This window comes from Nitratireductor sp. OM-1, assembly GCF_003296175.1.
GTDB classification, from domain to species: domain Bacteria; phylum Pseudomonadota; class Alphaproteobacteria; order Rhizobiales; family Rhizobiaceae; genus Nitratireductor; species Nitratireductor aquimarinus.
In genome coordinates this window covers 658,506-681,687 of the sequence record NZ_CP029209.1, presented here as the reverse complement: position 1 = coordinate 681,687, position 23,182 = coordinate 658,506, and the positions used below count along the sequence as shown (strand labels likewise).

At 61.5% G+C, this 23,182-nt stretch carries 20 protein-coding genes; 9 read left to right on the top strand and 11 right to left on the bottom strand.

Features of this window, described 5'->3' with window-relative positions; all coding sequences use genetic code 11:
* The first annotated feature begins 1 nt into the window (after position 1).
* The 5 genes from DEJ54_RS22255 (at position 2) to DEJ54_RS22235 (ending at position 5,286) form a co-directional block, all read left to right on the top strand.
* Positions 2–1,330, top strand: coding sequence for an extracellular solute-binding protein (locus tag DEJ54_RS22255; RefSeq protein WP_113156934.1), 1,329 nt, complete (start codon positions 2–4; stop codon positions 1,328–1,330).
* A gap of 98 nt (positions 1,331–1,428) precedes the next feature.
* A complete protein-coding gene (locus DEJ54_RS22250; protein ID WP_113156933.1) occupies positions 1,429–2,313 on the top strand; it encodes an ABC transporter permease subunit in 885 nt (294 codons plus the stop codon).
* Between the two features lie 10 nt (positions 2,314–2,323).
* Entirely contained in the window at positions 2,324–3,241 is a 918-nt protein-coding gene (locus DEJ54_RS22245) for an ABC transporter permease subunit (protein ID WP_113156932.1), read from the top strand.
* Between the two features lie 21 nt (positions 3,242–3,262).
* The gene (gene ugpC, locus DEJ54_RS22240; RefSeq protein WP_113156931.1) at positions 3,263–4,432 is read left to right on the top strand and encodes a sn-glycerol-3-phosphate ABC transporter ATP-binding protein UgpC; all 1,170 of its coding nucleotides are present in this window, start codon (positions 3,263–3,265) and stop codon (positions 4,430–4,432) included.
* Positions 4,429–5,286, top strand: coding sequence for an endonuclease/exonuclease/phosphatase family protein (locus DEJ54_RS22235; protein ID WP_113156930.1), 858 nt, complete (start codon positions 4,429–4,431; stop codon positions 5,284–5,286). The genes ugpC and DEJ54_RS22235 overlap by 4 nt, the downstream gene beginning before the upstream one ends.
* An 85-nt stretch (positions 5,287–5,371) precedes the next feature.
* Here DEJ54_RS22235 and DEJ54_RS22230 read toward each other — a convergent pair whose 3' ends face one another.
* From DEJ54_RS22230 to deoC, 7 genes are all read right to left on the bottom strand, one after another.
* Positions 5,372–6,118, bottom strand: a complete 747-nt coding sequence (locus DEJ54_RS22230; protein WP_113156929.1) for an ABC transporter ATP-binding protein — start codon at positions 6,116–6,118, stop codon at positions 5,372–5,374.
* Positions 6,115–6,921: an ABC transporter ATP-binding protein gene (locus DEJ54_RS22225; RefSeq protein WP_113156928.1), complete on the bottom strand. Its 807-nt coding sequence runs from the start codon at positions 6,919–6,921 to the stop codon at positions 6,115–6,117. The genes DEJ54_RS22230 and DEJ54_RS22225 overlap by 4 nt, the downstream gene beginning before the upstream one ends.
* Positions 6,918–7,775, bottom strand: a complete 858-nt coding sequence (locus tag DEJ54_RS22220) for an ABC transporter permease (RefSeq protein WP_113156927.1) — start codon at positions 7,773–7,775, stop codon at positions 6,918–6,920. Before DEJ54_RS22220 ends, DEJ54_RS22225 begins: the two co-directional genes overlap by 4 nt.
* Entirely contained in the window at positions 7,772–8,722 is a 951-nt protein-coding gene (locus DEJ54_RS22215; RefSeq protein WP_224873332.1) for an ABC transporter permease, read from the bottom strand. The genes DEJ54_RS22220 and DEJ54_RS22215 overlap by 4 nt, the downstream gene beginning before the upstream one ends.
* 147 nt (positions 8,723–8,869) lie before the next feature.
* Complete coding sequence (locus DEJ54_RS22210) at positions 8,870–10,384, bottom strand: ABC transporter substrate-binding protein (RefSeq protein ID WP_113156926.1); 1,515 nt, start codon at positions 10,382–10,384, stop codon at positions 8,870–8,872.
* A gap of 237 nt (positions 10,385–10,621) precedes the next feature.
* Entirely contained in the window at positions 10,622–13,018 is a 2,397-nt protein-coding gene (locus DEJ54_RS22205) for an aldehyde dehydrogenase family protein (RefSeq protein ID WP_162742438.1), read from the bottom strand.
* Positions 13,019–13,029: 11 nt separating this feature from the next.
* The gene (gene deoC, locus DEJ54_RS22200) at positions 13,030–13,989 is read right to left on the bottom strand and encodes a deoxyribose-phosphate aldolase (RefSeq protein ID WP_113156925.1); all 960 of its coding nucleotides are present in this window, start codon (positions 13,987–13,989) and stop codon (positions 13,030–13,032) included.
* 234 nt (positions 13,990–14,223) lie between these two features.
* On the opposite strand from deoC, the gene DEJ54_RS22195 reads away from it, so the two are divergent.
* Both DEJ54_RS22195 and DEJ54_RS22190 read left to right on the top strand, forming a co-directional pair.
* On the top strand, positions 14,224–14,730 hold the full coding sequence (locus tag DEJ54_RS22195) for an RNA polymerase sigma factor (RefSeq protein WP_113156924.1): 507 nt from the start codon (positions 14,224–14,226) through the stop codon (positions 14,728–14,730).
* A complete protein-coding gene (locus tag DEJ54_RS22190) occupies positions 14,727–15,452 on the top strand; it encodes a hypothetical protein (RefSeq protein ID WP_113156923.1) in 726 nt (241 codons plus the stop codon). Before DEJ54_RS22195 ends, DEJ54_RS22190 begins: the two co-directional genes overlap by 4 nt.
* Before the next feature lie 48 nt (positions 15,453–15,500).
* On the opposite strand, the gene DEJ54_RS22185 is transcribed toward DEJ54_RS22190, so the two are convergent.
* Both DEJ54_RS22185 and DEJ54_RS22180 read right to left on the bottom strand, forming a co-directional pair.
* Complete coding sequence (locus tag DEJ54_RS22185) at positions 15,501–16,241, bottom strand: cytochrome c family protein (protein WP_113156922.1); 741 nt, start codon at positions 16,239–16,241, stop codon at positions 15,501–15,503.
* Positions 16,242–16,331: 90 nt separating this feature from the next.
* Entirely contained in the window at positions 16,332–17,630 is a 1,299-nt protein-coding gene (locus tag DEJ54_RS22180) for a sulfite oxidase (protein ID WP_113156921.1), read from the bottom strand.
* A 288-nt stretch (positions 17,631–17,918) separates the two neighbouring features.
* On the opposite strand from DEJ54_RS22180, the gene DEJ54_RS22175 reads away from it, so the two are divergent.
* Both DEJ54_RS22175 and DEJ54_RS22170 read left to right on the top strand, forming a co-directional pair.
* Positions 17,919–19,667, top strand: a complete 1,749-nt coding sequence (locus tag DEJ54_RS22175; RefSeq protein ID WP_245447827.1) for an ATP-binding protein — start codon at positions 17,919–17,921, stop codon at positions 19,665–19,667.
* Between the two features lie 3 nt (positions 19,668–19,670).
* Positions 19,671–21,269, top strand: a complete 1,599-nt coding sequence (locus DEJ54_RS22170; protein WP_113156919.1) for a bifunctional diguanylate cyclase/phosphodiesterase — start codon at positions 19,671–19,673, stop codon at positions 21,267–21,269.
* A 61-nt stretch (positions 21,270–21,330) separates the two neighbouring features.
* On the opposite strand, the gene DEJ54_RS22165 is transcribed toward DEJ54_RS22170, so the two are convergent.
* Both DEJ54_RS22165 and DEJ54_RS22160 read right to left on the bottom strand, forming a co-directional pair.
* Positions 21,331–22,617, bottom strand: a complete 1,287-nt coding sequence (locus DEJ54_RS22165) for a TRAP transporter large permease (protein ID WP_113156918.1) — start codon at positions 22,615–22,617, stop codon at positions 21,331–21,333.
* A complete protein-coding gene (locus DEJ54_RS22160) occupies positions 22,614–23,171 on the bottom strand; it encodes a TRAP transporter small permease (protein ID WP_245447826.1) in 558 nt (185 codons plus the stop codon). Before DEJ54_RS22160 ends, DEJ54_RS22165 begins: the two co-directional genes overlap by 4 nt.
* Positions 23,172–23,182: the final 11 nt, after the last annotated feature.

Below are 23,182 nucleotides of genomic sequence, written 5' to 3'. Positions count from 1 at the left end.
GATGCAGAAGAAACTCATCGCAAGCACGCTCGCGCTTTTGGCTCTGACGACGTCAGCCATGGCCGAGAAGGTGAAATTTGAATACTGGTACGGCCTCACCGGTCAGCTTGGCGAACAGGTTCAGGCGACCTGCGACCGCTTCAACGCTTCCCAGGACAAGTATGAGATCAGCTGCGTCAGCCAGGGCGATTACGCCACGGCGCTGCAGAACACGATCGCCGCTTTCCGCGCCAAGAAGCACCCGACCATCGTGCAGGGCGTCGAGGTCTCCACGCCCGACCTGATGCTCTCCGGTCAGGTTTACCCGGCTTACAAGCTGATGGAAGACAACGGTTTCGAGATCGACTGGGATTCCTATTTCCCGGGCATCGCCAACTATTATGCGGATTCCGACGGTCGCCTCTGGTCCATGCCGTTCAATTCCTCCACGGCGATGATGTACTGGAACGTCGACGCCTACAAATCCATCGGCCGCGACGAAGCACCGAAGACCTGGGAAGAGTATGAGCAGGTTCTGCGTGAACTGAAGGAAGCCGGCAACGCCTGCCCGTCGGGCTACGCACCGTCTTCGTGGGTCGATCTCGAGCAGTTCTCCATGGTTCATGGCGAGCCGATCGCGACGAAGAACAACGGTTATGACGGTCTCGATGCCGAAGTCGTGTTCAACAAGACGCTTCATGCCAAGCACATGAAGGACATCAAGCGCTGGATCGACGAGGGCCTTCTGGTCATCAAGACGCGCGAAACCGGCCTTTCCACCCGTGACGCCTTCGCCGCCGGCGAGTGCGCGCACTTCTTCGGCTCCATCGCCAGCCACCAGGCCGTGACCGAGCAGGTCGACGAGGGCTTTGCCTGGGACGTGGCCATGCTGCCGGTCTATGAAGGCACCGAGCGCAAGAACTCGGTCGTGGGCGGTGCATCGCTCTGGACGCTTTCCGGCAAGACCGAAGACCAGTATCGCGGCGCTGCCGAGTACTTCAAGTTCCTCGCCAAGCCGGAATCGGCAGAGTTCTGGAGCACGGTCACGGGCTACATCCCGGTGACGGATGAAGGCTTCGACTACCTGGTCGAAAAAGGCTTCTACAGCGAGCGCCCCTACAAGGGCCGCGACAAGGCGATTGAATCGCTCACCTACACGCCGGTCACCCCGCTGACCCGCGGCATCCGCCTCGGCAACTTCGTCCAGATCCGCGCCGAGTGGACCTCCCAGATGCAGGCTGTCCTGAGCGGTCAGAAGACCCCGCAGGAAGCTCTGGACGACGCCGTCGACCGCTCCAACAAGACGCTGCGCAAGTTCGAGCGCACCTATAACGGCAAGACGCTTCCCTGAAGCCGAACCGTCAACGCCTGCGCCACGGCTGCCTCCCGGCCGTGGCGCATTTCGTTGCCGTGTGACCTTCAGCGACCAACGCAACCCCCGGAACGTCCATGCAAAAGCGCGCTTATTTCAAGGCCAACTGGCTGGCCTATCTCTTCATTGCCCCCCAGTTGCTGATCATCTTCGTGTTCTTCTACTGGCCGGCATCCCAGGCCATGTACTGGGCCTTCACCCTCGAGCAGCCCTTTGGCGGCGGCAACCAGTGGGTCGGGCTCGACAATTTCCGCGCCGTCTTCTCCGACGAAACCTACTGGGCCTCGATCTGGCGCAGCATCGTCTTTGCCGTGCTCTCGACCGGCCTCGCCATGTCCATGGCGCTCGTTCTGGCGCTCTTTGCCGACCGGCAGCTGCGCGGCTATCGCTTCTTCCGCGTCGGCATGATCTGGCCCTACGCCATCGCCGCACCGGCCGCCGCACTCGCGTTCCGCTTTCTGTTCAATCCGCAGTCCGGCGTTTTCGCCTATCTGAATACGCTTTCTCCCGGCCTGTGGAACCCCGCGCTCTCCGGCGTTGACGCCATGACCGCGATCATCATCACGCAGGCCTGGAAGCAGGTCTCCTACTCCTTCATCTTCTTCCTCGCAGGCCTCCAGTCCATTCCGCGCTCGCTGATCGAGGCGGGCTCCATGGACGGTGCGCGCGTGATGCGCCGCATGCTCGACCTGCAGCTCCCGCTGCTCGCGCCGACCATTTTCTTCCTGCTGGTCATCAACATGACGGATTCCTTCACGGACTCCTTCGGCATCGTCGACATTCTCACCGAGGGCGGTCCCGCCCGCGCGACCGAGCTGATGGTCTACAAGATCTATGTCGATGGCTTCCAGGGGCTCGATTATTCGGGCGCGGCCGCGCAGTCGCTGGTTCTGATGGCGCTCGTCATCCTCATGACCTTCTTCCAGTTCCGCTTCATCGAACGCCGCGTGCACTACACGTGAGGAGCCAGACATGATCGAACGCACCCCCCTCCTCAACATTGTCACCCACGCGGTCCTGATCTTCGGCGCGCTTCTGCTCGCCGTGCCGATCTGGCTGTCCTTCGTCGCCGCCACGCTGACGGTCGCCGAGGTGAACTCGCCCAATGTGCATTACCTGCCGGGCGGCGAGTTATGGAACAACCTCACCGCCGCCTGGACCCGCGCCGATTTCGGCGTGAAGTTCATGAACTCGATGATCGTCGCCATCGCGGTGGTGATCGGCAAGGTGGCGATCTCCGCCATCAGCGCCTTCTCCATCGTGTTCTTCAACTATCGCCTGCGCATGGTGTTCTTCTGGGTGATCTTCATCACCCTGATGCTGCCGCTGGAAGTGCGCATCGTGCCCACCTATGCAGTGGCTGCAAACGCGCTCTACCCGTTCCAGGCGATCCTCGACTTCACCGGCATCAGCTGGCTCATCGCGCAGTTTTCGGGCGTCGAACTCTCGCTCGAATGGAACATGCTGAACTCCTACACCGGCCTGATCCTGCCTCTGGTGGCAACGGCCACCGGCACGTTCCTCTACCGTCAGTTCTTCCTGACCATTCCCGATGAGCTGGTGGAAGCGGCCAAAATGGATGGCTCCGGCCCGTTCCGCTTCTTCTTTGAAGTGCTTCTGCCGCTTTCGCGCACCAACATCGCAGCACTCGCAACCATCATGTTCGTCTATGCGTGGAACCAGTATCTCTGGCCACTTCTGATCATTACCGACCGGGCGAACTATTCCACCGTGGTGATGGAACTGCGCCGCCTCATTCCCGGACCCGACGCCATTGCTGACTGGAATGTCGCCATGGCCGGAACGCTGATCGTGATGCTCCCGCCCCTGCTGGTCGTCATCCTGATGCAGCGCTGGTTCGTGCGCGGCCTCATCAGCACCGAAAAATAACCTCTCAGGAGAGATTGAATCATGGCCGATATCGATATTCGCAAGGTCGAGAAATTCTACGGAAAGAACCAGGTCGTGCACGGCGTCGACCTCAACATTCAGGATGGCGAGTTCATCGTCATTCTGGGCCCTTCAGGCTGCGGCAAGTCCACGCTTCTGCGCATGATTGCCGGGCTTGAAGAGATCAGCAATGGCGAGATCTCCATCGAAAACACGGTGGTGAACCAGCTCGAGCCGCGTGAGCGCGGCTGCGCGATGGTGTTCCAGAACTACGCGCTTTATCCGCACATGACCGTGGCGCAGAACATCGGCTACGCGCTGAAGGTCGGCGGCATGCGCAAGGCGGAGCGGATGCAGAAGGTGGAAGCCACGGCAAAGAGCCTCGGCCTCGACCAGCTGCTCGACCGCAAGCCGGCGCAGCTTTCGGGTGGTCAGCGCCAGCGCGTCGCCATGGGCCGGGCCATCGTGCGCGAGCCGAAAGTCTTCCTGTTCGACGAACCGCTTTCCAACCTCGACGCCAAGCTGCGCGTGCAGATGCGCCTTGAAATCCGTCGCCTCCATCGCACGCTCAAGGCAACTTCGGTCTTCGTGACGCATGATCAGGTGGAAGCCATGTCGCTTGCCGACCGTCTGGTGGTGATGAATGCAGGCCGGATCGAGCAGGTCGGCACGCCCGAAGAGGTCTATCACGCGCCGGCCAGTATCTATGTCGGCGGCTTCATCGGCTCCCCGGCCATGAACTTCCTGCCCTGCGGCGTGTCGGATTGCGGCACCTTCGCCGTGATCGACAACACCAGTTTCCGCCTGCCCGTGGACCCGGAAATCGGCCGGACCATTGCCGGCCAGTCGGTGATTGTTGGCCTGCGGCCGGAAGATCTGAAGATCGCGCCTGAAGCCAACGACCCGAACCTTCTGACCGTTGCATTCGACTTCTCCGAAGAACAGGGCAGCGGCCGGCTGATGCATGGCCGTCTTGCCGGTCGTGATTTCGTGCTGCACTCCGCCGGACGTCATCACCCCGCGCCCGGCGCGCCCTGCTCGCTCGCCATCGGCGCAGAGAGCGTTCACCTGTTCGACCCGACCACCGAGAAGCGCATCACGGTCGCGGGCGCGAAAACCGGCCAGACGGGCACCCTGCCCGCAGCCTTTCAGAAAACCAGCGACGTCACCGTTTCCGGAGCCATTCAATGAAACTCGTCAGCTACAACATCCAGTATTCCAAGGGTAAGGACGAGCAGTTCGACCTTGATCGCATTGTTTCGGAAATCGAGGGTGCGGACCTGATCGCCCTGCAGGAAGTGGAAACCTACTTCCCGCGCACCGGGCTTGTGCATCAGGCGCAGGAAATCGGCGCGCGCCTGCCGGGCTATCACTGGGTCTATGGACCGGGCATCGACATCGACGCCTCCATCGTCGGCGACGACGGCACGGTTACCCAACGTCGCCGTCAGGTCGGCAACATGGTGCTCTCGCGCTGGCCGATCCTGTCGTCCATGAACCATCTTCTGCCCAAGATGGCGCTGACGAACCAGTATCACCAGCAGCGTGCGCTGATCGAAACGGTGGTCGACACGGATATGGGGGCGCTGCGCTTCTGCTCCGTGCATTTCGATCACATTGGCCCGCAGACGCGGCTGCCGCAGGTGCATCAGGCGATGGACCTGCTCCTGAACGCCGCACATCGCGGCTCTGCCTGGGGCGGAAAGATCGCCGGCGACTGGTACGAAATCCCGCCGCCGCCCGCGCCCGAGCGCACCATTGTGATGGGTGATTTCAACTTCACCTCCGACAGCGAGGAATACGCCCTCCTGATCGGCGACCGCGTCGAGAGGCACGGACGTCTCGTGCAGGATGGCGGTTTCACCGACGCATGGGTGGCAGCCGGCAATGACGAGGACGAAGGCGTGAGCTTCATCGGCTCGGGCGAGCGCATCGACCATTGCGTGGTGAGCAGCAGCATGTCCGGCAGCGTCAAGCGTGCCTGGATCGACATGGATGCGCAGGGCTCTGACCACCAGCCGCTATGGGTCGAGATCGACCAATAAAGCATTTTGCAGTCAGGTGGCATCACCTGACGCCCGCAAAAATGCGTGAAAACACATAGATAGAGCGTTTTTGGCGGGTGCCGGCTCAGGCCGGCATCCGCGGAACGCTCGCAAGCAGCTTCTGCGTATAGGGGTGCGCGGGGTTCGCCAGAATGTCGGCGGTCTTGCCGCTTTCGACGACACGCCCCTTCTGCAGAATGACAATCTCTTCGCAAAGGGCGGCGACAACCGCCAAATCATGCGAAACGAGCAGGATCGTCATGTCTGCCGACAGCGCTTTCAGAAGATCGACAATACGGGCGCGTGTCGACAGGTCGAGTGCGCTCACCGCCTCATCGGCCAGAATGAGCTGCGGACGCGCCACGATGGCGCGCGCAATGGCGATGCGCTGACGCTGACCACCGGAAAATTCATGCGGATAGCGGTCGATGGCGTCTGCCGGCAGGCCGACATCGTGGATCGCCTTTTCAATCGCCTCCTGATGAGACCCCGGAATGCGCAGCGCCCGCAACGGTTCGGCGATGATCGACTGCACCTTCTGGCGCGGGTCGAGCGAGGAATAGGGATCCTGAAAGACAGCCTGAACCGCCTTGCGATAATCGCGCATAAAGGCGCGGTTGCCGGGGTTGAGCTCGGCGTCGCCGAACTGAATGCGCCCGCTTGTGGGACGCGCCAGCCCAAGCAGCAGTTTCAGGATGGTGGACTTGCCGGAGCCGGATTCGCCCACCAGCCCCACATTCACGCCGGGGCGAAGGCTGAACGAAACATCGTGCAGAACCTGCTGTTTGCGCGAATAGCCAAAGGCAACATTGTCGAGTGAAATCAGGCTCATCGTGACGGTCCCAGCGCCTTGTCGAACGCGGTGGCCGCATCGACCAGAGAACGCGTATATTCGTGTTTCGGCGCATCGAACACGGCATGAACCTGCCCCTGCTCGATCACCTCGCCACGGCGCAGCACGATGACGTTTTCCGTCACCCGCGCCACCACCGGCAGATCGTGGCTGATGAAGAGAAGCGCCATGCCGTCCTCGCGCACCAGACCGGACAGGAGATCGAGAATCTCCACCTGCGTGGTGACGTCGAGCGCCGTGGTCGGTTCGTCCGCGATCAGCAGTTTCGGGCGACAGGCGAGCGCCATGGCAATGGCCACGCGCTGCCGCTGACCACCCGAAATCTCGTAAGGGTATGATTTCACGATCCGGTCGATGTCGGGAAGCGACACGCGCTCAAGCAGCGAACGCACCTCGCGCGCAACGGCTGCGCGGTCGACCGTTTCGCCTGCGCGGCGATGCCGGCGGATGACCGGTTCGGCAACCTGCCGGCCCACCTTCATCAGCGGATTGAGCGCGGTGAGCGGTTCCTGAAACACGGTTGCCGCCGCCGCGCCACGCAGGGCGATCATCGCGCTTTCGGAGGCTCCCACCACCTCGTGACCATCGAGTTTGATGGAGCCCTGAACCCGGAACCCACGCGGCAGGAGGCCGATGGTGGCGAGTGCGGTGAGCGACTTGCCGGAACCGGATTCACCGATCAGGCCAAGCCGTTCGCCGGGCGCGACGGAGAAGGAGACGTTGGAAACCAGCGTCTGACCGCCGGTGCTCAGCGTCAGGCCGCGAATGTCGAGAAGGTTCATTGGCGGCCCCTCCGGGTCGGGTCGCCCGCTTCACGCAGACCATCAGCCAGAAGGTTCATGCCGATCACCAGCGTGACCAGCGCGATGCCCGGCGCAATGGCACCGAAGGGCGCGGTGTAGACTGTGCCCTGCGCCTCCTGAAGGAGACGGCCCCACGAAGCGTTGGGCGGCGGTGCGCCAAGGCCGAGATAGGACAGCGAAGCCTCTGCGATGACGGCGAGGCCGAACTGGAGCGCAAAGTTCACTGCCAGCATCGGCCAGATGTTGGGCAGGAGATGGCGCAAGACGATGCTCGGCCACGACGCTCCTGCCGTGCGCGCCGCGGTGATGTAATCCATCGACAGGATGCGCTTGGCGAGAATGCGGGTCAGCCTTGCAACAATGGCTGAAATGGCGATGCCCAGCGCCAGCGTGGCGGAGAACAGGCTCGCGCTTTCGGTTGCCGCCACCACAAGCATGGCCAGAAGCAGTGTCGGGAAGGCGATCAGAATGTCGAACGCGGCTGCCAGAATGTCATCCAGATAACGTGTGGCGAAGGCCGACAGAACGCCAAGCGTGACGCCGATTGTTGCTGCAATGGCCACCGCGCCGAAGCCGACGATCAGCGCGATGCGCGAGCCGATCATGATCTGCGTGAAGAGATCGCGGCCAAGCCGGTCCGTGCCCGCCCAGTGCGCCCAGGATGGCGCTTCCAGCCGTCCGCCGGTCATGCCCGTGGGATCGTAGGGCGTCCACACCAGCGTGAGGAGCGCCACGGTCACATGCATGCCGACGAGGAAAAGTCCAATATTGAGGGTGAGCGACCGACGCGAAAGGCGCGGTCGGGCTGCTGTCGTTTCCGCCTGTCCGCTCATGAGCGCGCTCCCCGGCTCTCACGCAGTCTCGGATCGACCAGCCGCTGCCCGAGATCGGCAAGGAAGCCGATCAGCAGAACGAGCAGGGTCGAGATGAAGAGAACGCCCTGAATGTTCGGATAATCACGCTGCTCGATGGCAAGCAGCAGCATGGAGCCGAGACCCGGCAGGTTGAACACCCGCTCGACCACCACCGCGCCCAGAAGGGCGGTTGCAAGCTCGATGCCGAGGATCGACATGACCGGTACCGCGCCATTGCGAATGCCGTGGCGCACCAGCGCTTCGGAAAAACCGGAGCCGAGCGCGCGCGCCGTGCGCAGATAGTCACTGCCCAGCACATCCTGCGTGGCGGAGCGCACATAGCGAAGAAGCGAGGCAGACATCACGATTGCGATGGTGAGGATCGGCAGAAACAGGGTGCGCAGCGCCTCGACCGGCGTATCCCAGCCACGCGGCGGAAAGCCGCCGGAGGGGAACAAGCGCAGATTGACGGCAAACAGCGTGACCAGAAGAATGCCCACCCAGAAAACGGGAATGGCGATGCCGAGCTGCGAGACGACCGAGATGGCGGCGCCATACCAGCGGTCGGCCTTGACCGCCGAGAGGATGCCGAGCGGCACGGCGATCACAAGCGCCAGCAGGAACGACAGCACGGTCAGCGGCAGCGTGACGGCAAGCCGGTCCATGATTTCGGGCAGCACCGGCGTGCGGCTGACGAAGGACGTGCCGAGGTCGAAACGCACCAGGCTGGTGATGAACTGGAGGAATTGCTGGGCAAGCGGCAGATCGGAGCCGACCTGCCGCCGCGCGGCTGCAATCTGCGCCTCGTCGGCGCCCACGGAGATCAGCGAATTCGCCGGATCACCGGGCAGAAGCCTGAGCAGTATGAAAAGAACCACACAGGCCGCCAGAAGCGAGAAGAACAAAATGGCAAGCCGCCGGGCGATATAAACGAGGATCGGAGCCTCCCTCAGAGCAATTCCAGAAAAATCAGAACCGGTTTTTCCGTTCGGAACTGCAAAAGTCAAACGCCTTAACCGGCTTATCGTCACTTTCGCACGATGAACCGGCTTCGTAGCGGCTTGCCTTGGCGGCTATCGAGCCTGCTTGGCGATGTCGTATGCGAAGAACTGCGAGTTCAGGCCATTGACCGGATACCCGCTGACCGACGCGGTCGATACCACAATCTGCGGGTAAAGATAGAGCCATCCGCTGGCTGCATCCTCGGCGATGATGCGGTTTGCTTCCGTGAGCTTTTCATCGCGCTCTGCCTCGGAACCGCTCGCTTCTGCCGATGCGATCAGTTCCACCACCTGCGGGTTGTTATAGCCCCAGTAGAAGTTCGGATTGCCGTAGAACACGATGTCGCGGTGGTTCACGTGTTCCTGCAGCGTCGCCTGGAAATCATGCGCCTGGTAGATCTTCGTGTACCACTCATTGGCGGTGATGATGTTGATGTTCACCTTGATGCCGACCTTGGCCAGCTCATTCTGCAGGAACTGGGCGACGATCGGGTGTGGGTCGTAGTTCGGCGTATCAAGCGTGAAGGTGAAGCCATCCGCATAGCCGGCTTCGGCCAGCAGCGCCTTTGCGCTTTCCGGATCGTAGGCGTCGACATCGTTCAGGTCGACATACCACGGGTCCGTCGGCGGCACGAAGGAGCCGATCAGCGTGCCGTATTCGCCCCAGATGGAGTTCAGCAGGCGCTTGCGGTCGATGGCGCGGGCCACGGCCTTGCGCACCTTCACATTGTCGAAGGGCGCGACGCGGTCGTTATAGGCGAGCACTTCCTTGGTGGTGGACTGACCATCCGTCACGACGAAGGACGGATTGTCCTGGAACTGCATCAGCGAATCCGGGCTCTGCACGCTGGTGATGATGTCCACCGCGCCGGTCAGAAGCGCATTGTTGAGGGCGGTCGCCTCCTTGAAATAGGAGAAGGTCACGCCGCCATTCTTCGGCTTCTCGCCCCAGTAGTTCTCGTAGGGCGACAGCGTGATGCTGGAACCGCGCCGCCAGTTGTCGAGCTTGTAGGGGCCGGTGCCGTCCTCGCCCGAGGTCAGGTCCTTGGCCGCATCGTTGACGATCCAGACATAGCTCAGATTGTAGGGCAGCGAGATGGAGCGCTCCTTGAGGGTGACGACAACGGTGTTGTCATCCTTCGCCTCAATGCTCTCAATGTTTGCCAGCGTGCGCTTGCGCGAGCTCTGCGAGCCCTCCGCCGTGACGCGCTCGATGCTGGATTTCACATCGGCTGCGGTCAGCGGATCGCCGGAATGGAACGTCACATCCGGCTGCAGCGTGAACGTGTAGGTGAGACCGTCCTCGCTCATCTCGAAACCGGAAGCGAGCTTTGCGACCACATCGCCGTCATCGGTGAGCTGGAACAGGCCCTCATAGACATTGCCGTTGAAGGCTTCGTTGATGCCCTGCCCGGCGCCCGCCGTGTTGTCGAGGTTCTGCGGCTCATAGAGCGAGCCGACGCGAATGACGGCGGACGGGTCCGCATTGTCCTGCGCCATGGCCCCGGTCGCGCCCCAGAGGGCAAAAGCCACCGTGATTGTCAGGCTGCGAAAGCCCAGACCCGTCTCTTTCAGCGATGCTGTCATCTTGCTTGTCCTTTGCACTTTCTAACCCGCGACGCCTGCTCCATCAAAGGTCGCCTCAAGGGCCGCCCTTTGAGGATGGCATCGGAGTTTCCAGGCTAATCTAACCGGCAAATACAAAGACCGCGAGACAATTGAATCCCGGGAGGAGCAAATTGTTCGCATCGGACCGGCAAAATCACCGGTCCGAAGGGAATATTTATCCGGCAAAGGGCGCTTTCGTAGAACGTGCAGTGCGAGTCACGCGCCGTAGGGAACCCAGATATTCTTCACCTGAACCGCGCGGCGCAGATAGTCGCGTCCGCGTCCCTGCCCGTCATCGAGCCAGTTCGGCATGCGGCCATTGTTGACCCAGGTCGACTTCAGGTTTCCGGCCGATGCCTTCTCGACCATGGCGCTGCCTTCCGCCGAGCCGAAATACCAGAGCGCAGCCACTTCATCGTGCTCGGCAAGTGTCTTCACCAGAAGATCGCGCTCGCCGGTGATGATGTTCACCACGCCGCCCGGCACGTCGGACGTGTCCAGAACCTGATAGAAATCGCCGGCGATCAGCGGATGGCGCGCGGACGGCGCGACCACGACCCGATTGCCCATGGCGATGGCCGGCAACACCAACGAAACCAGCGACAGAAGCGGCGCTTCGTCCGGGCAGGCAATGCCCATCACGCCGAAGGGTTCGTTCATGGCAAGGGTCACATGGCGCGACTGGGTGGAGTGGACCGCCCCGTCGAACTTGTCGGCCTGCGCGGCGTAATAGAAGATACGGCGCAGCGCCGTATCGAACTCTTCGGTCGCCTTCTTCGCGCTGATCCCCGTGCTCTCGCACAGAAGCGCTTCCATGCCTGCGCGCCGCGCCTCCAGGTTTTCGCCCAGATAGTAGAGCACCTGCGCGCGGTTGTGACCGGTCGCACCGCCCCAGCCGCCGGCCTTCGCCGCCGCCTCGACCGCGTTGCGGATGTCCTTGCGGTTGCCGATGCCGGCTTCACCGATCACGAGCCCGCCCTTGCCGGTCACGGCATAGCTGTGGCCGCCATCGGGTCGCGCCTGCTTGCCGCCGATATAATTCTTCATGGTGCGGTCGATGCCCTCGACCAGCACCTTGCCGTCGCCGACCGGCGAGGCCGATGGCACGAATGCCTCCTGCCCTTTGGACGCTGCAAGGCCCTTTTCCCAATCGGCGGCGAGATATTCGTAAAGCCCCTCGCGCGCGCCCTCGCGGCCAAAACCGCTCTCGCGATAACCGCCGAACCCGGCGCCCGCATCGAGCATGTTGGTGCAGTTGATCCAGACAACGCCGGCCTTCACCCGAGCGGCGAGATCGAGCGCCACATTGATGTTTTCCGACCAGACGGAAGCGGCAAGCCCGTAACGGCTGTTGTTGGCGAGCGCCACGGCCTCGTCCGGCGTGCGGAAGGTCATGGAAGCGGCGATGGGGCCGAAGATTTCCACCTGACAGACGGTCGAGGCAGGCTCGACGTCGGTGAAGAAGCCGGGCGCGATGTAATTGCCCTTTTCGGGAAGCGGCGCGGGAGCCTGCCAGAGCGCGCCCCCCTCCTCGACGCCCTTCGCCACGAGTGCGGAAATCCGCTCCACCTGAACCGGTGACACGATTGCGCCCACATCCGTGGACTTGTCGAGCGGGTCGCCAACGCGCAGCGTCTCAAGACGCGCCTTCAGCTTGGCGTGAAAGCGCTCTGCAATGCCTTCCTGAACGAGCAGGCGCGACCCCGCGCAGCACACCTCGCCCTGGTTGAACCAGATCGCGTCCACCACGCCCTCGACAGCCGCATCGAGATCGGCGTCCTCGAACACGATGAAGGGCGATTTGCCGCCCAGCTCCAGCGACAGCTTCTTGCCGGAACCGGCAATCTGCTCGCGGATGACGCGGCCCACCTGCGTGGAGCCGGTGAAGGCCACCTTGTCGACGCCCTCATGGCCGCAGATGGCAGCGCCCGTCGCGCCGTCGCCCTGAATGATGTTGACCACACCGGCGGGCAATCCCACCTCATGGCAGATTTCCGCAAAGGCAATGGCCGTCAGCGGCGTCAGGTCGGCGGGCTTCAGCACCACCGTGTTGCCGGCGGCAAGCGCCGGCGCAATCTTCCAGGCGAGCATGAGCAGCGGGAAGTTCCACGGGATCACCTGCCCGCAGACGCCCACCGGCGAGAAGCCACGGAACTCGTCTTCCACCATCTCGGCCCAGCCCGCGTGATGATAGAAATGGCGGGCGACCAGCGGAATGTCGATGTCGCGCGTCTCGCGCACCGGCTTGCCATTGTCCATGGTCTCCAGAACCGCCAGGAAGCGCGAGCGCTTCTGCACATGGCGGGCAATCGCATAGAGATATTTTGCGCGGGCGTGGCCGGAAAGCTTGGACCACTTGCCAAATGCCGCACGTGCAGCCTTCACTGCCGCATCCACGTCATCGGTCGTGCCGCAGGCGATCCGCGCCAGCTCCCCGCCATTGGCGGGATCGGAGACGGCGATTTCGCGCGCGCCCTTCGGCGTTACGAACCGGCCATCGATGTAATGACCGAAAGAGCGGCCATGGGCTTCAAGCCACTGGACGACATCGCCATTGGCTTCCGGAGAGGGGCCGTATTCCATGGTGCGCAAGATATCCTTGATGGAAGACATGTTTCGATTCCTCATGCGACCGCGTGACGGTTGGCGCTGGAATAGCGGCCGGTCACGAAGTGCTCCAATTGCCGTTCAATGTCGCCAAGCAGCGAGCTTGCGCCGATGCGGAACAGGTCCGGCTCCAGCCAGCGATTGCCCAGCTCCTCTTTCATCAGCGTCAGCCAGGCCAGCGCATCCTTGGCGGTCTTGAGGCCGCCTGCCGGCTTGAAGCCGACAATCTGGCCCGAATATTCGCGATAATCGCGCAGCGCGCGCACCATGGTCAGGCTCACCGGCAGGGTGGCGTTCACGCCTTCCTTGCCGGTCGACGTCTTGATGAAGTCTGACCCCGCCTGCATGGCGACCATCGAGGCACGGTAGACATTGGTGAGCGTGCTCAGATCGCCGGTCGCCAGAATGGCCTTCATATGCGCCTCGCCACAGGCCTCGCGCATGGCGGCGATCTCGTCATAGAGCGCGCTCCAGTTCTGCGTGAGCACATATTCGCGGGTGATGACGATATCGATTTCGTGCGCGCCCTCTTCCACTGCATAGCGGATTTCCGCCAGACGCTGCGGCAGGGGCATGAGGCCGGCGGGAAAGCCCGTCGCCACGGAGGCCACCGGAATGTTGCTGCCTTCCAGCGCCTTCACCGCATGGCCAACCATGGTCGGATAAACACAGACAGCGCCGGTGGTGATGCCGGCATCGGCGAGCCCCAGCGCTTCCAGAATGTCTTCGCGCACCGGACGCCGCGCCTTGGCGCAAAGCCGGCGCACGCGTCCCGGTGTGTCGTCGCCGGCAAGTGTCGTCAGGTCAATGCAGGTGATGGCCCGTACGAGCCATGCCGCCTGATAGGCTTTCTTGACCGAACGGCGCGCGGCAAGCGTGCCCGCCCGGCGCTCGGCCGCAGTGCGGTTGACGGACACATCCTCGAACCATTCAGGTCTCAGTTGCGTGCCGGTGTTTCGGGCGAGAGCGTCGGTCATTGCAGCGTCCGTGTGTTTCGTGCCCGCCCCGCGAAAGACGGGGCTGCCAGATAATATGTTACGATAGCAACATTATGTTTGGATCGTTTCATAATTTGAGCGAGCCTGTCAACCCGCATCGCCTTGCCTCGCACAAAGTACAAGGTTTACTTTGCAGGAAATGGGGCTCCGGCAGTAAAATTTCGCAGAAGACGAAAGCAGCAACGGAGCATTGGGGAACGCGACCGGCAGCACATGGCTCATCTTTCGCAGATCGAATTGCTTCTTCCGGAATTGCGCGCCTATGCGCGCTCGATCTGTGGCGCGGCGGAAAGCCCGGATGATCTGGTCCAGGATGCGGTGGAGCGCGCCCTGCGTCACGAAACACGGCCAGAGCGTATCGAGGAACTGCGGCCGTGGATGTTTCGCGTGATCCGCAACCTTCATTACGACGAATTGAGAAAAAGACGCGTGCGCCGTGAATATATCGCAGCGCACAAACGTCTTATGGATGAAAGCGACGGAACGAGCAGCGCAGGACGCGATGTTCTCGTTCGGCTCGCCTTTGAGAAACTGCCGCCCGAGACGCGGGAGGTTTTGTTTCTCATCGACATCATGGGCTTCAAATATGCGGAAGCGGCCGAGATCATGAATGTGCCCACGGGCACGGTGATGAGCCGCATCAGCCGGGCCCGGAAAGAGCTTTTGCGCCGCGTAAACGGCGACGATCAGGATGAAGAGCAGGTAAAGCAGACTCCATGAGCAAGGTAACGGAAGAGGACTTCATCAGGGTCAACGCATTCCACGATGGCGAGCTGGGAGACGAGAGCGAGGCTTTCGCCCGCAGGCTGGAGGAAGAGCCGGCATTGCAGGCCGCTCTGGCTGAAATCCGCGACATGTCTGCCAGTCTGAAGGCGCTCAGGCCGGAGCCGGCGGCTCACCCCGCAGGCCAGAACGACAACAGGTTCTCCTGGCGCTGGTGGGCGAGCGCAGCGTTCGCCGGTTCTCTCGCCCTGACCCTTTTCATCGCTCTGCCGAAACAACCGGATACATCCGGGCCGGACACCGCGCTCGCCGTGCACGAGAGTTTTGCTGCGCAGACCTATGTGTCAAAAGACAAAACCTTCCGCACGGTCGCCGGCGAACGGTCCGAGGACTTCCCGGACCTCTCCGCCGCCAACCTCACACTCGTCGCGATCAGGGATTTGCCCTATGGCACTGCGGCCCACTTTGCCGGGCGTGAAGGCTGCCGGCTGACCGTCGTTGCAAGCAACAGCTCCATAGAGACCGAAACGTCGCCCGGCCTGCAAAGCGCCCAATGGGACGTGCCGGATCGCTTCTACCGGATCTTTGCGACGGACATGGATGCTGGGAAGTTTGCAGCGATCACCGATTATCTGGAGCAGGCCACGCGCCGGATGGAGAGGCCTGAAACCGTGATCGCCCTGCAGGACGCGACCGCACGGGCCACGTCCTGCGGATAGGGGCAAAAATATTTCAGCCCCGCCGGAGTGGGGCTGAAATGTGCGCCGTCAGTTCGGACGCGGGAAGTTCGGACGGTCCTCATTGTAGTGAGCCGTCAGGTAATCGAGAATGATCGTGTGGTCGGGCTCGGCAATCTCGTCCATGCCCTGCTCATCGACCATCCATTTCAGCATTTTCTCCCAGCCCTCGCGGCTGAGCCCCTGCTGTGCGACGATCATTTCCGAATGGCAGGCGGTGCAGGTGTAGTAGGTTTCCTCGACCCCGGCTGCGACTTTCAGCTTGCCGAAATCACCCTCGATGGTTTCTTCACCCTCACCGGACGCCTCGGCCTTCTTGACGTCTTCGGCGGTCTCATTCTCGTCCTCGGCCGCGCCGAACTGGAGCGGATTGTCCGAGAACGTGTTGAGATAGGCGATCAGGTCGACGCGGTCATCCTCGCTCTTGAGGCCGGCAAAGGCCATCTTGGTGCCCTTCACCTCGGTGCGGGGCTGAAGCAGATAGGCATCGAGACGCTCGACCGTCCATTCGCCGCCATAGTTTTTCATGCCCGTGGAATAGGCGTAGCCCGGCGCATCTGCGACCGGGCGACCGACGATGCCGTAAAGATTTGGGCCGACCTTGTTCCGGTCACCTTTTTCGATGGTGTGGCACGCCACGCAACGCTTGAACAGCGTCTCACCCTTTGAAACATCCGCTTCAGCAAGATCATCCTGCATATCCGCCATGGCGGGGGAAGCGACCAAAAGAGAAAGTCCGACAAGCCCCAGCCGAACAAAATTGAAGTTCATTATTCTTTTCTCCATGACAATCAGAACCGTGAAGCGGCGCTTAAGCCGCTTCACGTTATCATCCGTCTCAATGAAAACTCATGAACCGGATCAGCTTGCGCGTACGCCGACCCGGTGCATCGAGTTGTTGAGATAGCCTTTCGGGTTCCACGCGATGGCGAAAGGCTGCATGTCGCCTTCGCTGTCCGTCGCGCGCGCCCAGATCTCGTAATAGCCGGCCTGTGGCAGCGTCACCTTGGTGCGCCAGTTCTGCCATGCGCCGTCATTAACCGGATCATCCAGCTCGACCGTCTGCCAGGTCGTGCCGAAATCTATCGAGATATCGAGCTTGCTGATGGAGCGGTCGCCGGACCAGGCATGGCCGCGCACATCCGTTTCCATGCCGATATCCGTGCCATTGGCCGGGAAGGTGATGAGGGATTTCACCGGCATGCGCTCGATGATGACGAAATCCTCTTCGGGCACTTCCTGACCGGGAGCCACCGGATAGGCCGGCACACGATAGGACGTGCCCGTCATCTTGGGGCCGTCATGCACCTGATCACGCAGCTCGATGCGCGTCAGCCATTTCTGTGCGGTGGAGGCCGGCCAACCCGCAACCACGAGACGCAGCGGTGCACCGTTCATGGGATGAAGCGCCTCGCCATTCATCTCGAAGGCAATCAGCACATTGTCGGTCAGAGCCTTTGCGATGGGCACGCCACGCGAAATGGGCAGCTTGTCCGGATCGCCCGAAAGGTGGCCATCGGCGCCGTAATGGGCGGTGTAGACCACATTCGACTGCACGCCTGCCTTCTCCAATACGTCCTTCAGGCGCACGCCGGTCCATTCCGAACAGGCCACTGCGCCATAGGTCCACTGGTTGCCGGAAGCCGGCGGATCGAAGAAGCCGCGTCCATTGCCGCCGCACTCAAGCGTTAGCTGCATGGTCACCACTTCGAACTGATCACGCAGATCGGCAATCGAGAGTTCAAGCGGATTGTCCACGAAACCATCAATGGTCAGCGTCCATGCATCGGCATCGACGTTTTCCGGCGGAACACCGTTGTTGCGGATGAAGTGACGGCTGATGGGGGTGACAGCGTCATCGAGAAGTTCGGCCGGTGTTTCGGCATTGACGGGACGGTCGTTGAGAAGCGTGAGACCATCCTTTCCGGCAAGCGCGTCGCCATCCTGCGCGAAGGCGGCGGGAACGAGCCCTGCCGGCATGTTGCGATGGAACGGGATTGAAGCGCCCACCATCGCGGCCATGGTTGCAAGCCCGGTGTTCTTCAGGAAACCGCGGCGGCCGGAGTTGACGATGCCCTCGGTGGATGCGTCCGCAGGTCCGGCATCTGCGCCGGATGCCGCCTCATTGCGGGTTTGTTTCGGTTCGGCGGTGCGCGTCATTTCATTCCTCCCTGTGCGCTGGCGGTTAAGCTGGCTCGCCGCATTCAAAATGCGGCTGTCGTGGGAGAGACGTGCGGGGAGAGAAAATTATTCCATCCTTTTGATTTTATTTTGAGACCGCACAATGGCGCTCTTAACGCATTACTTAAGAAATCCGTGTCCAATTCGCCTCATACGCGATCAGTTTCAGTTCACACGCTCAACAAGTTGCAGGTCCCAGACACCATGCCTGAGAGTTTCAACGGCTTCCCAAGCGCCTTATCGAACAGAAATGCGGATGACTGCTATGTGAGTTCGGTCAAGGGATCGGAAGCTTACATAGAATTGCCCATCGCCACGACGACCGAAGAACTGCGCACCACCGTCGGCAAATTCATGGCCATCGAGACCGGCGCGCGGGAGCTTCTGGGCCAGGTCACGGAAGTGTCTCTCAAGACACAGGCAGCGAGCACGACGGGAGGGCCGAAGGCCATTGCCCGGATCGATCTGGTCGGCGAAATTTCAAGCGACGCCAGCGGCCAGCGCCGGTTTCGCCGGGGCGTCAGCGCCTATCCAGCGATTCACGACCGGGCCCGGATCATCGGCAGCGATCAGCTGCGCCTGATCTTTCGGGGTGACAAGAGTTCCTTTGCCGAGATCGGCCGGCTGCATCACGACACCAGCGTTCCCGCTTATGTGGACGTCGAAAACCTCGTCACCAAGCACTTTGCGGTGCTCGGCTCGACCGGTGTCGGCAAATCGAGCGGGCTTGCGGTCATCCTCCGGCAGGTCATCGCAAGCTGGCCGGAACTGCGGGTTCTGATCCTCGACAATCACAATGAATATGGCAGCGTCTTTGCCGATCAGGCGAACCTGGTGGGTGCGAAAAATCTGCGATTGCCCTACTGGCTGTTCAATTTTGAGGAATTTTCCGACGTGCTTTACGCCGGAAAACCCCCGATTTCGGCAGAAATCGACATTTTGTCGGAATTGATTCCGCTGGCCAAAACGCAATATCTCAACCGCCGCCAGACGGGCGAGCGCGCAAGCAGCCTGCGCAAGAACGAGCCCCGCCAGAGCAGTTTCACGGTCGACACCCCGGTGCCCTATCTGATGCAGGATCTGTTGGCGCTGATCGACGAGCGCATGGGCAAGCTGGAAAATCGCTCCTCGCGCATGACGCACCACCGTCTGATCGGGCGGATTGAAACGGTGAAGAACGATCCCCGCTACGCTTTCATGTTCTCCAATGCCACCGTTGGCGGTGACACGATGGCGACCATCCTGACGGAGCTTTTCCGGCTGGAGGCAAACGGCCGTCAGGCGACGATCATCCAGTTGGCGAGCCTGCCCATTGAGGTGGTGGACGCGGTGGTCTGCGTGATCTCGCGTCTCGCCTTCGATTTCGGCATGTGGAGCGATGGCGCGATGCCGCTGCTGCTCGTTTGCGAGGAAGCGCACCGCTTTGCCGCCGCCGATCCGACCGTTGGCTTTACGCCGAGCAAGAACGCCCTTTCCCGCATTGCAAAGGAAGGCCGTAAATATGGCGTCTATCTCGGTCTGGTGACGCAGCGCCCGGCCGAACTCGACCCCACCATCATCTCCCAATGCAATACGCTTTTTGCCATGCGGATGGCCAATGAGCGCGATCAGGCGCTCCTGAAATCCGCCGTTTCCGACGCAACGGCCAATCTGCTGGAATTCGTACCGTCTCTGGGAACCGGTGAAGTTGTCGGGTTCGGCGAAGGCATGCCGCTTCCCGTCCAGTTCGTTTTCAACCGGCTTTCGCAGGAACTCCTGCCGCGAAGCGAAGCTGCTGCGGCGCTGCCGAAAGACCTGAGCCCCGCCTCCAGAACCGAGTTTGTCAACGCGGTCGTCGAGCGCTGGCGCGGCTCGATCATGAACCAGGCGCAGGGGCAGACGGCGAGTGCCGGACAGAGCGAGAGCATCGGTTCTCAAACGCCGTCCGGCAACGCAGCCTACCAGCGTGCAGAACAGGCAGAAGACAAGATTTCCAAGGCCCTGCAGCAGGCGCGCCGTGAATATCTGAGCCGCTAGCAGATGCCTCCTGCCCGCGCCCTGCCCTCCGATCTGGAGGAAATTCTGGAAAACGCCTCCTTCGGGTTGGCCGTTACGGATGCGGATGGGCTGGAAGTCTATGCCAACCGACAGGCGGGCCTGCACCGGCTTTCCGGAGACGAGGCGACGGTGCGGGAAATGCGTTTTGCCACGCAGACAGGCGACCGCAGCTTCAATGTGAGCCTGTGGCTGGATGCCGAAGCCCTGCCCGATCTCGATGAAGAGATATTCCGGCTTGCCTTCTTCGATGAACTGACGGGATTGCCGAACAAGACCCTGCTTGGCCGCATGGTCGGGGCGGAACTGCAAACGCATGCCGACCGGCAGGCAGCGCTTTTCCTGATCGATCTCGACGGGCTTGGCCGTACCAATGACTATTACGGGGCCGCCTTCACGAACCTCCTGATCGCCGCCTTCTCTGAACGCATGTCGTCCTGCGTGCGCAGTTGCGATGTTCTGGGTTATCTCGCAAACGGCATGTTCTGCATCTTCGTCACCGATCTCGAAGATCTCGACATTTCCGATTATGCGAACCAGCTGCTCGTCCGCGCCAAGGAGCCCTTTCTCATTCAGGGCATCGAGACATTTTCCTCGGCCTCCATCGGCATCAGCCTGTTTGCCGAAGATGGTGCGGATTTCGAGACCCTGCTCGTTTCCGCCGATCAGGCGCTGCGCGCGGCGAAGTCGGAATCGAAAGGCCGGATCGGCTACAAGCCGACAGCGTCTGCCCTGCGCGGCACCACCGATATGTCCATCGAACAGCGGTTGCGCACGGCACTGCGTGACCAGAAACTCTGCTGCGTCTATCAGCCCAAGGTGAGCCTGAGGGACAACACGGTGGTTGGCGTTGAAACGCTTCTGCGCTGGCGCGATGACGATGGAAAATTGCAGGCGCTCGGCGATTTCGTGAATCTGGCCACGGATGCCGGCATCATCGACGCGGTTTCTGAGCATGTCGCACACGAGGTGATGGACTCCCTGCCGCGCATCGACGCCGTCTTCGCACCGGGCATTTCCATCAGCCTCAACATCACGGCCCATCAGGCGAGCAGTCCGGTTTTTACCCGCAACCTGCTCGACCTTCTGACCTCGTATCATCGCCCCGAGCGCTTCATTCTCGAAATCACGGAAGAAGCATTCCTGAATGGTGAGCTCCTGAGCAAAAACACGCTGCCCATGCTGCGCGAAGCGGGCGTGAAACTCTCAATCGACGATTTCGGGGTCGGCTATTCCTCGCTTTCCGCACTTGCCGCAGTCACCGCCGATGAACTGAAAATAGACCGTTCCTTCGTGCAGAACGTTCACTGCCGTCCGCGCAGCCAGAGCGTTCTCAAGACTATTGAATCGCTCGGCCATGCGCTGGACATGAAGCTGGTGATCGAGGGTGTCGAGACGCTGGAAGAAGTGGAATATCTTAAGCAGAATACGGCCATTGACGTGGCGCAGGGGTATTATTTCAGCAAACCGTTTGCGCTCGAAGAATTCGTCGATACGGGCGATCTCCTGCTTTCAGGCAGAACGCGGGAGCAGGCGCGCACCCATGCGCCCGCCCGGACGCCCGGCAACCGTTCGCCACGCTAAAACGCCCACCGTCTCATTGAAGCGATGGGCGTTTTAAAGCTCTGCAATTCTCGTATAGCGCCTAGCGGTCGTAGAAGGCGTCGACCAGGCCCAGCGACACTGGCGGCACATAGGTGACGAGCAGCAGCACCAGCATCAGAACCGCGATGAAGGGCAGATTGGTCTTGGTCGTGCTCCACACATCCGTCTTGGCGATGGAGCAGGAGGTGACCAGAACACTGGCGACCGGCGGGGTCTGCTGACCGAGTGCGATGTTCAGCGTCAGAAGAATGCCGAACTGCACCGGATCAATGCCAAGCTGGTGCACGAGCGGCATGAAGATCGGAACGGTCAGGATGATGGCCGCTGCACCGTGCAGGATCATGCCGAGGAACAGCAGGAAGACATTGATGATCATCAGGACGATGAGCTTGTTCGTCGTGATCGACAGAATGCCCTGCGCCAGGCGCTGCGGCAGCTCCGTTTCGGTGAGGTAGAGACCGAGAACGGCAGAGCTTGCGACCAGAAGCATGACCACGGCCGTCTGCACGACGCCCTCCACGAGCGAATGATAAAGCCGCCCGAGGTCGATCTCCCGGTAGATGAACACACCGATGAAGAGTGCGGTGACAACCGCGAGGCCTGCACCCTCCGTTGCCGTGACCAGACCGCCGAAAATGCCACCCAGAATGATGATCGGCAGAACGAGCGCCCAGGCAGCATCCTTTGTCGCGTGCCACAGGCGTGGAAGGCTGAAACCATCCTCACGCGGCAGGTTGTAGCGCACGGCGAAATAATAGGAGAGCGCCATGAGAAGAAAGCCGCCAAGCACTCCCGGAACGATGCCGGCCACGAACAGCTGCACGATCGACGTGTTGGACAGGGCGCCATAGAGGATCATCGGGATCGACGGCGGAATGATGATCGCCAGCGAAGCAGATGACGAGGTGATGGCTGCCGCGAAACGCGGATTGTAGCCGCGCTTCTTCATGGCAGGGATCAGCACCGAACCCGTGGCGGCGACATCGGCCACGGCGGAGCCGGAGATCTCTGCAAAGAACATCGACACGCCCACATTGACCATGGCGAGGCCGCCGCGGATGAAGCCGATGAGTGCGGAAACAAAGGCGATGAGGCGCGTGGAAATGCCGCCGGTGTTCATCAGCGCGCCGGCAAGGATGAAGAGCGGGATCGCGATCAGCGGAAAGCTGGTCGCGCCATCGAAGATGGAGAGCGCGGCGTTCAGAAAGCCCAGATGACCGTTGAGCAGCCAGAGGCCGGCAAGCGCGCTGGCGAGGATCGACACGGCAATCGGCAGGCCGATTGCGATCATCGCGAACATGGAAAGAAGGATAAGGGCTTCATTCATCGTGCGTTCTCCGCCTGAACACGCGACAATTCATCCTGCGCGCGGGCAATTTCATGTTCGATTTCGACGGCTTCCGGATCAATGCCGGCCTGCGTGCTGCGCAGACGTTCCGGCAGGGTGAGAAGGCGGCCGAGGATCATCAGTCCGGCGCTCAATGGCAGAACCGACTGCACGAAGCTTCGCGGCACGAAACGCAGCGTCGTCATGCTTTCATTGCCAAAAATTTCCAGAATGGCCCAGCCGGCCCAGGCCATGGCGGCGAAGGCGGCGATGAAGATGGTCTCGCCAAGCCAGAAAAGCAGCATTCGAATGGCAGGCGGCGAGCCGAGAAGGAGGCCATTGAAGCCCAGATGCGCATTGCGCAGCGTGGCCAGAACCGCTCCGGAAAAGGTGATCCAGGCGAGGAGCACCGCCGCGACCTCATCATACCAGATGAGCGAATTGCCCGAGTATCGAAACACGACACCGAGCACCACGACGCAGGAGAGCGCCAAAAGCAGCGTCAGCGTGACCGCCTGCAAAAAAAGATCGAGCCAATGGGCGAGCCGAACCATATCAAGAAACC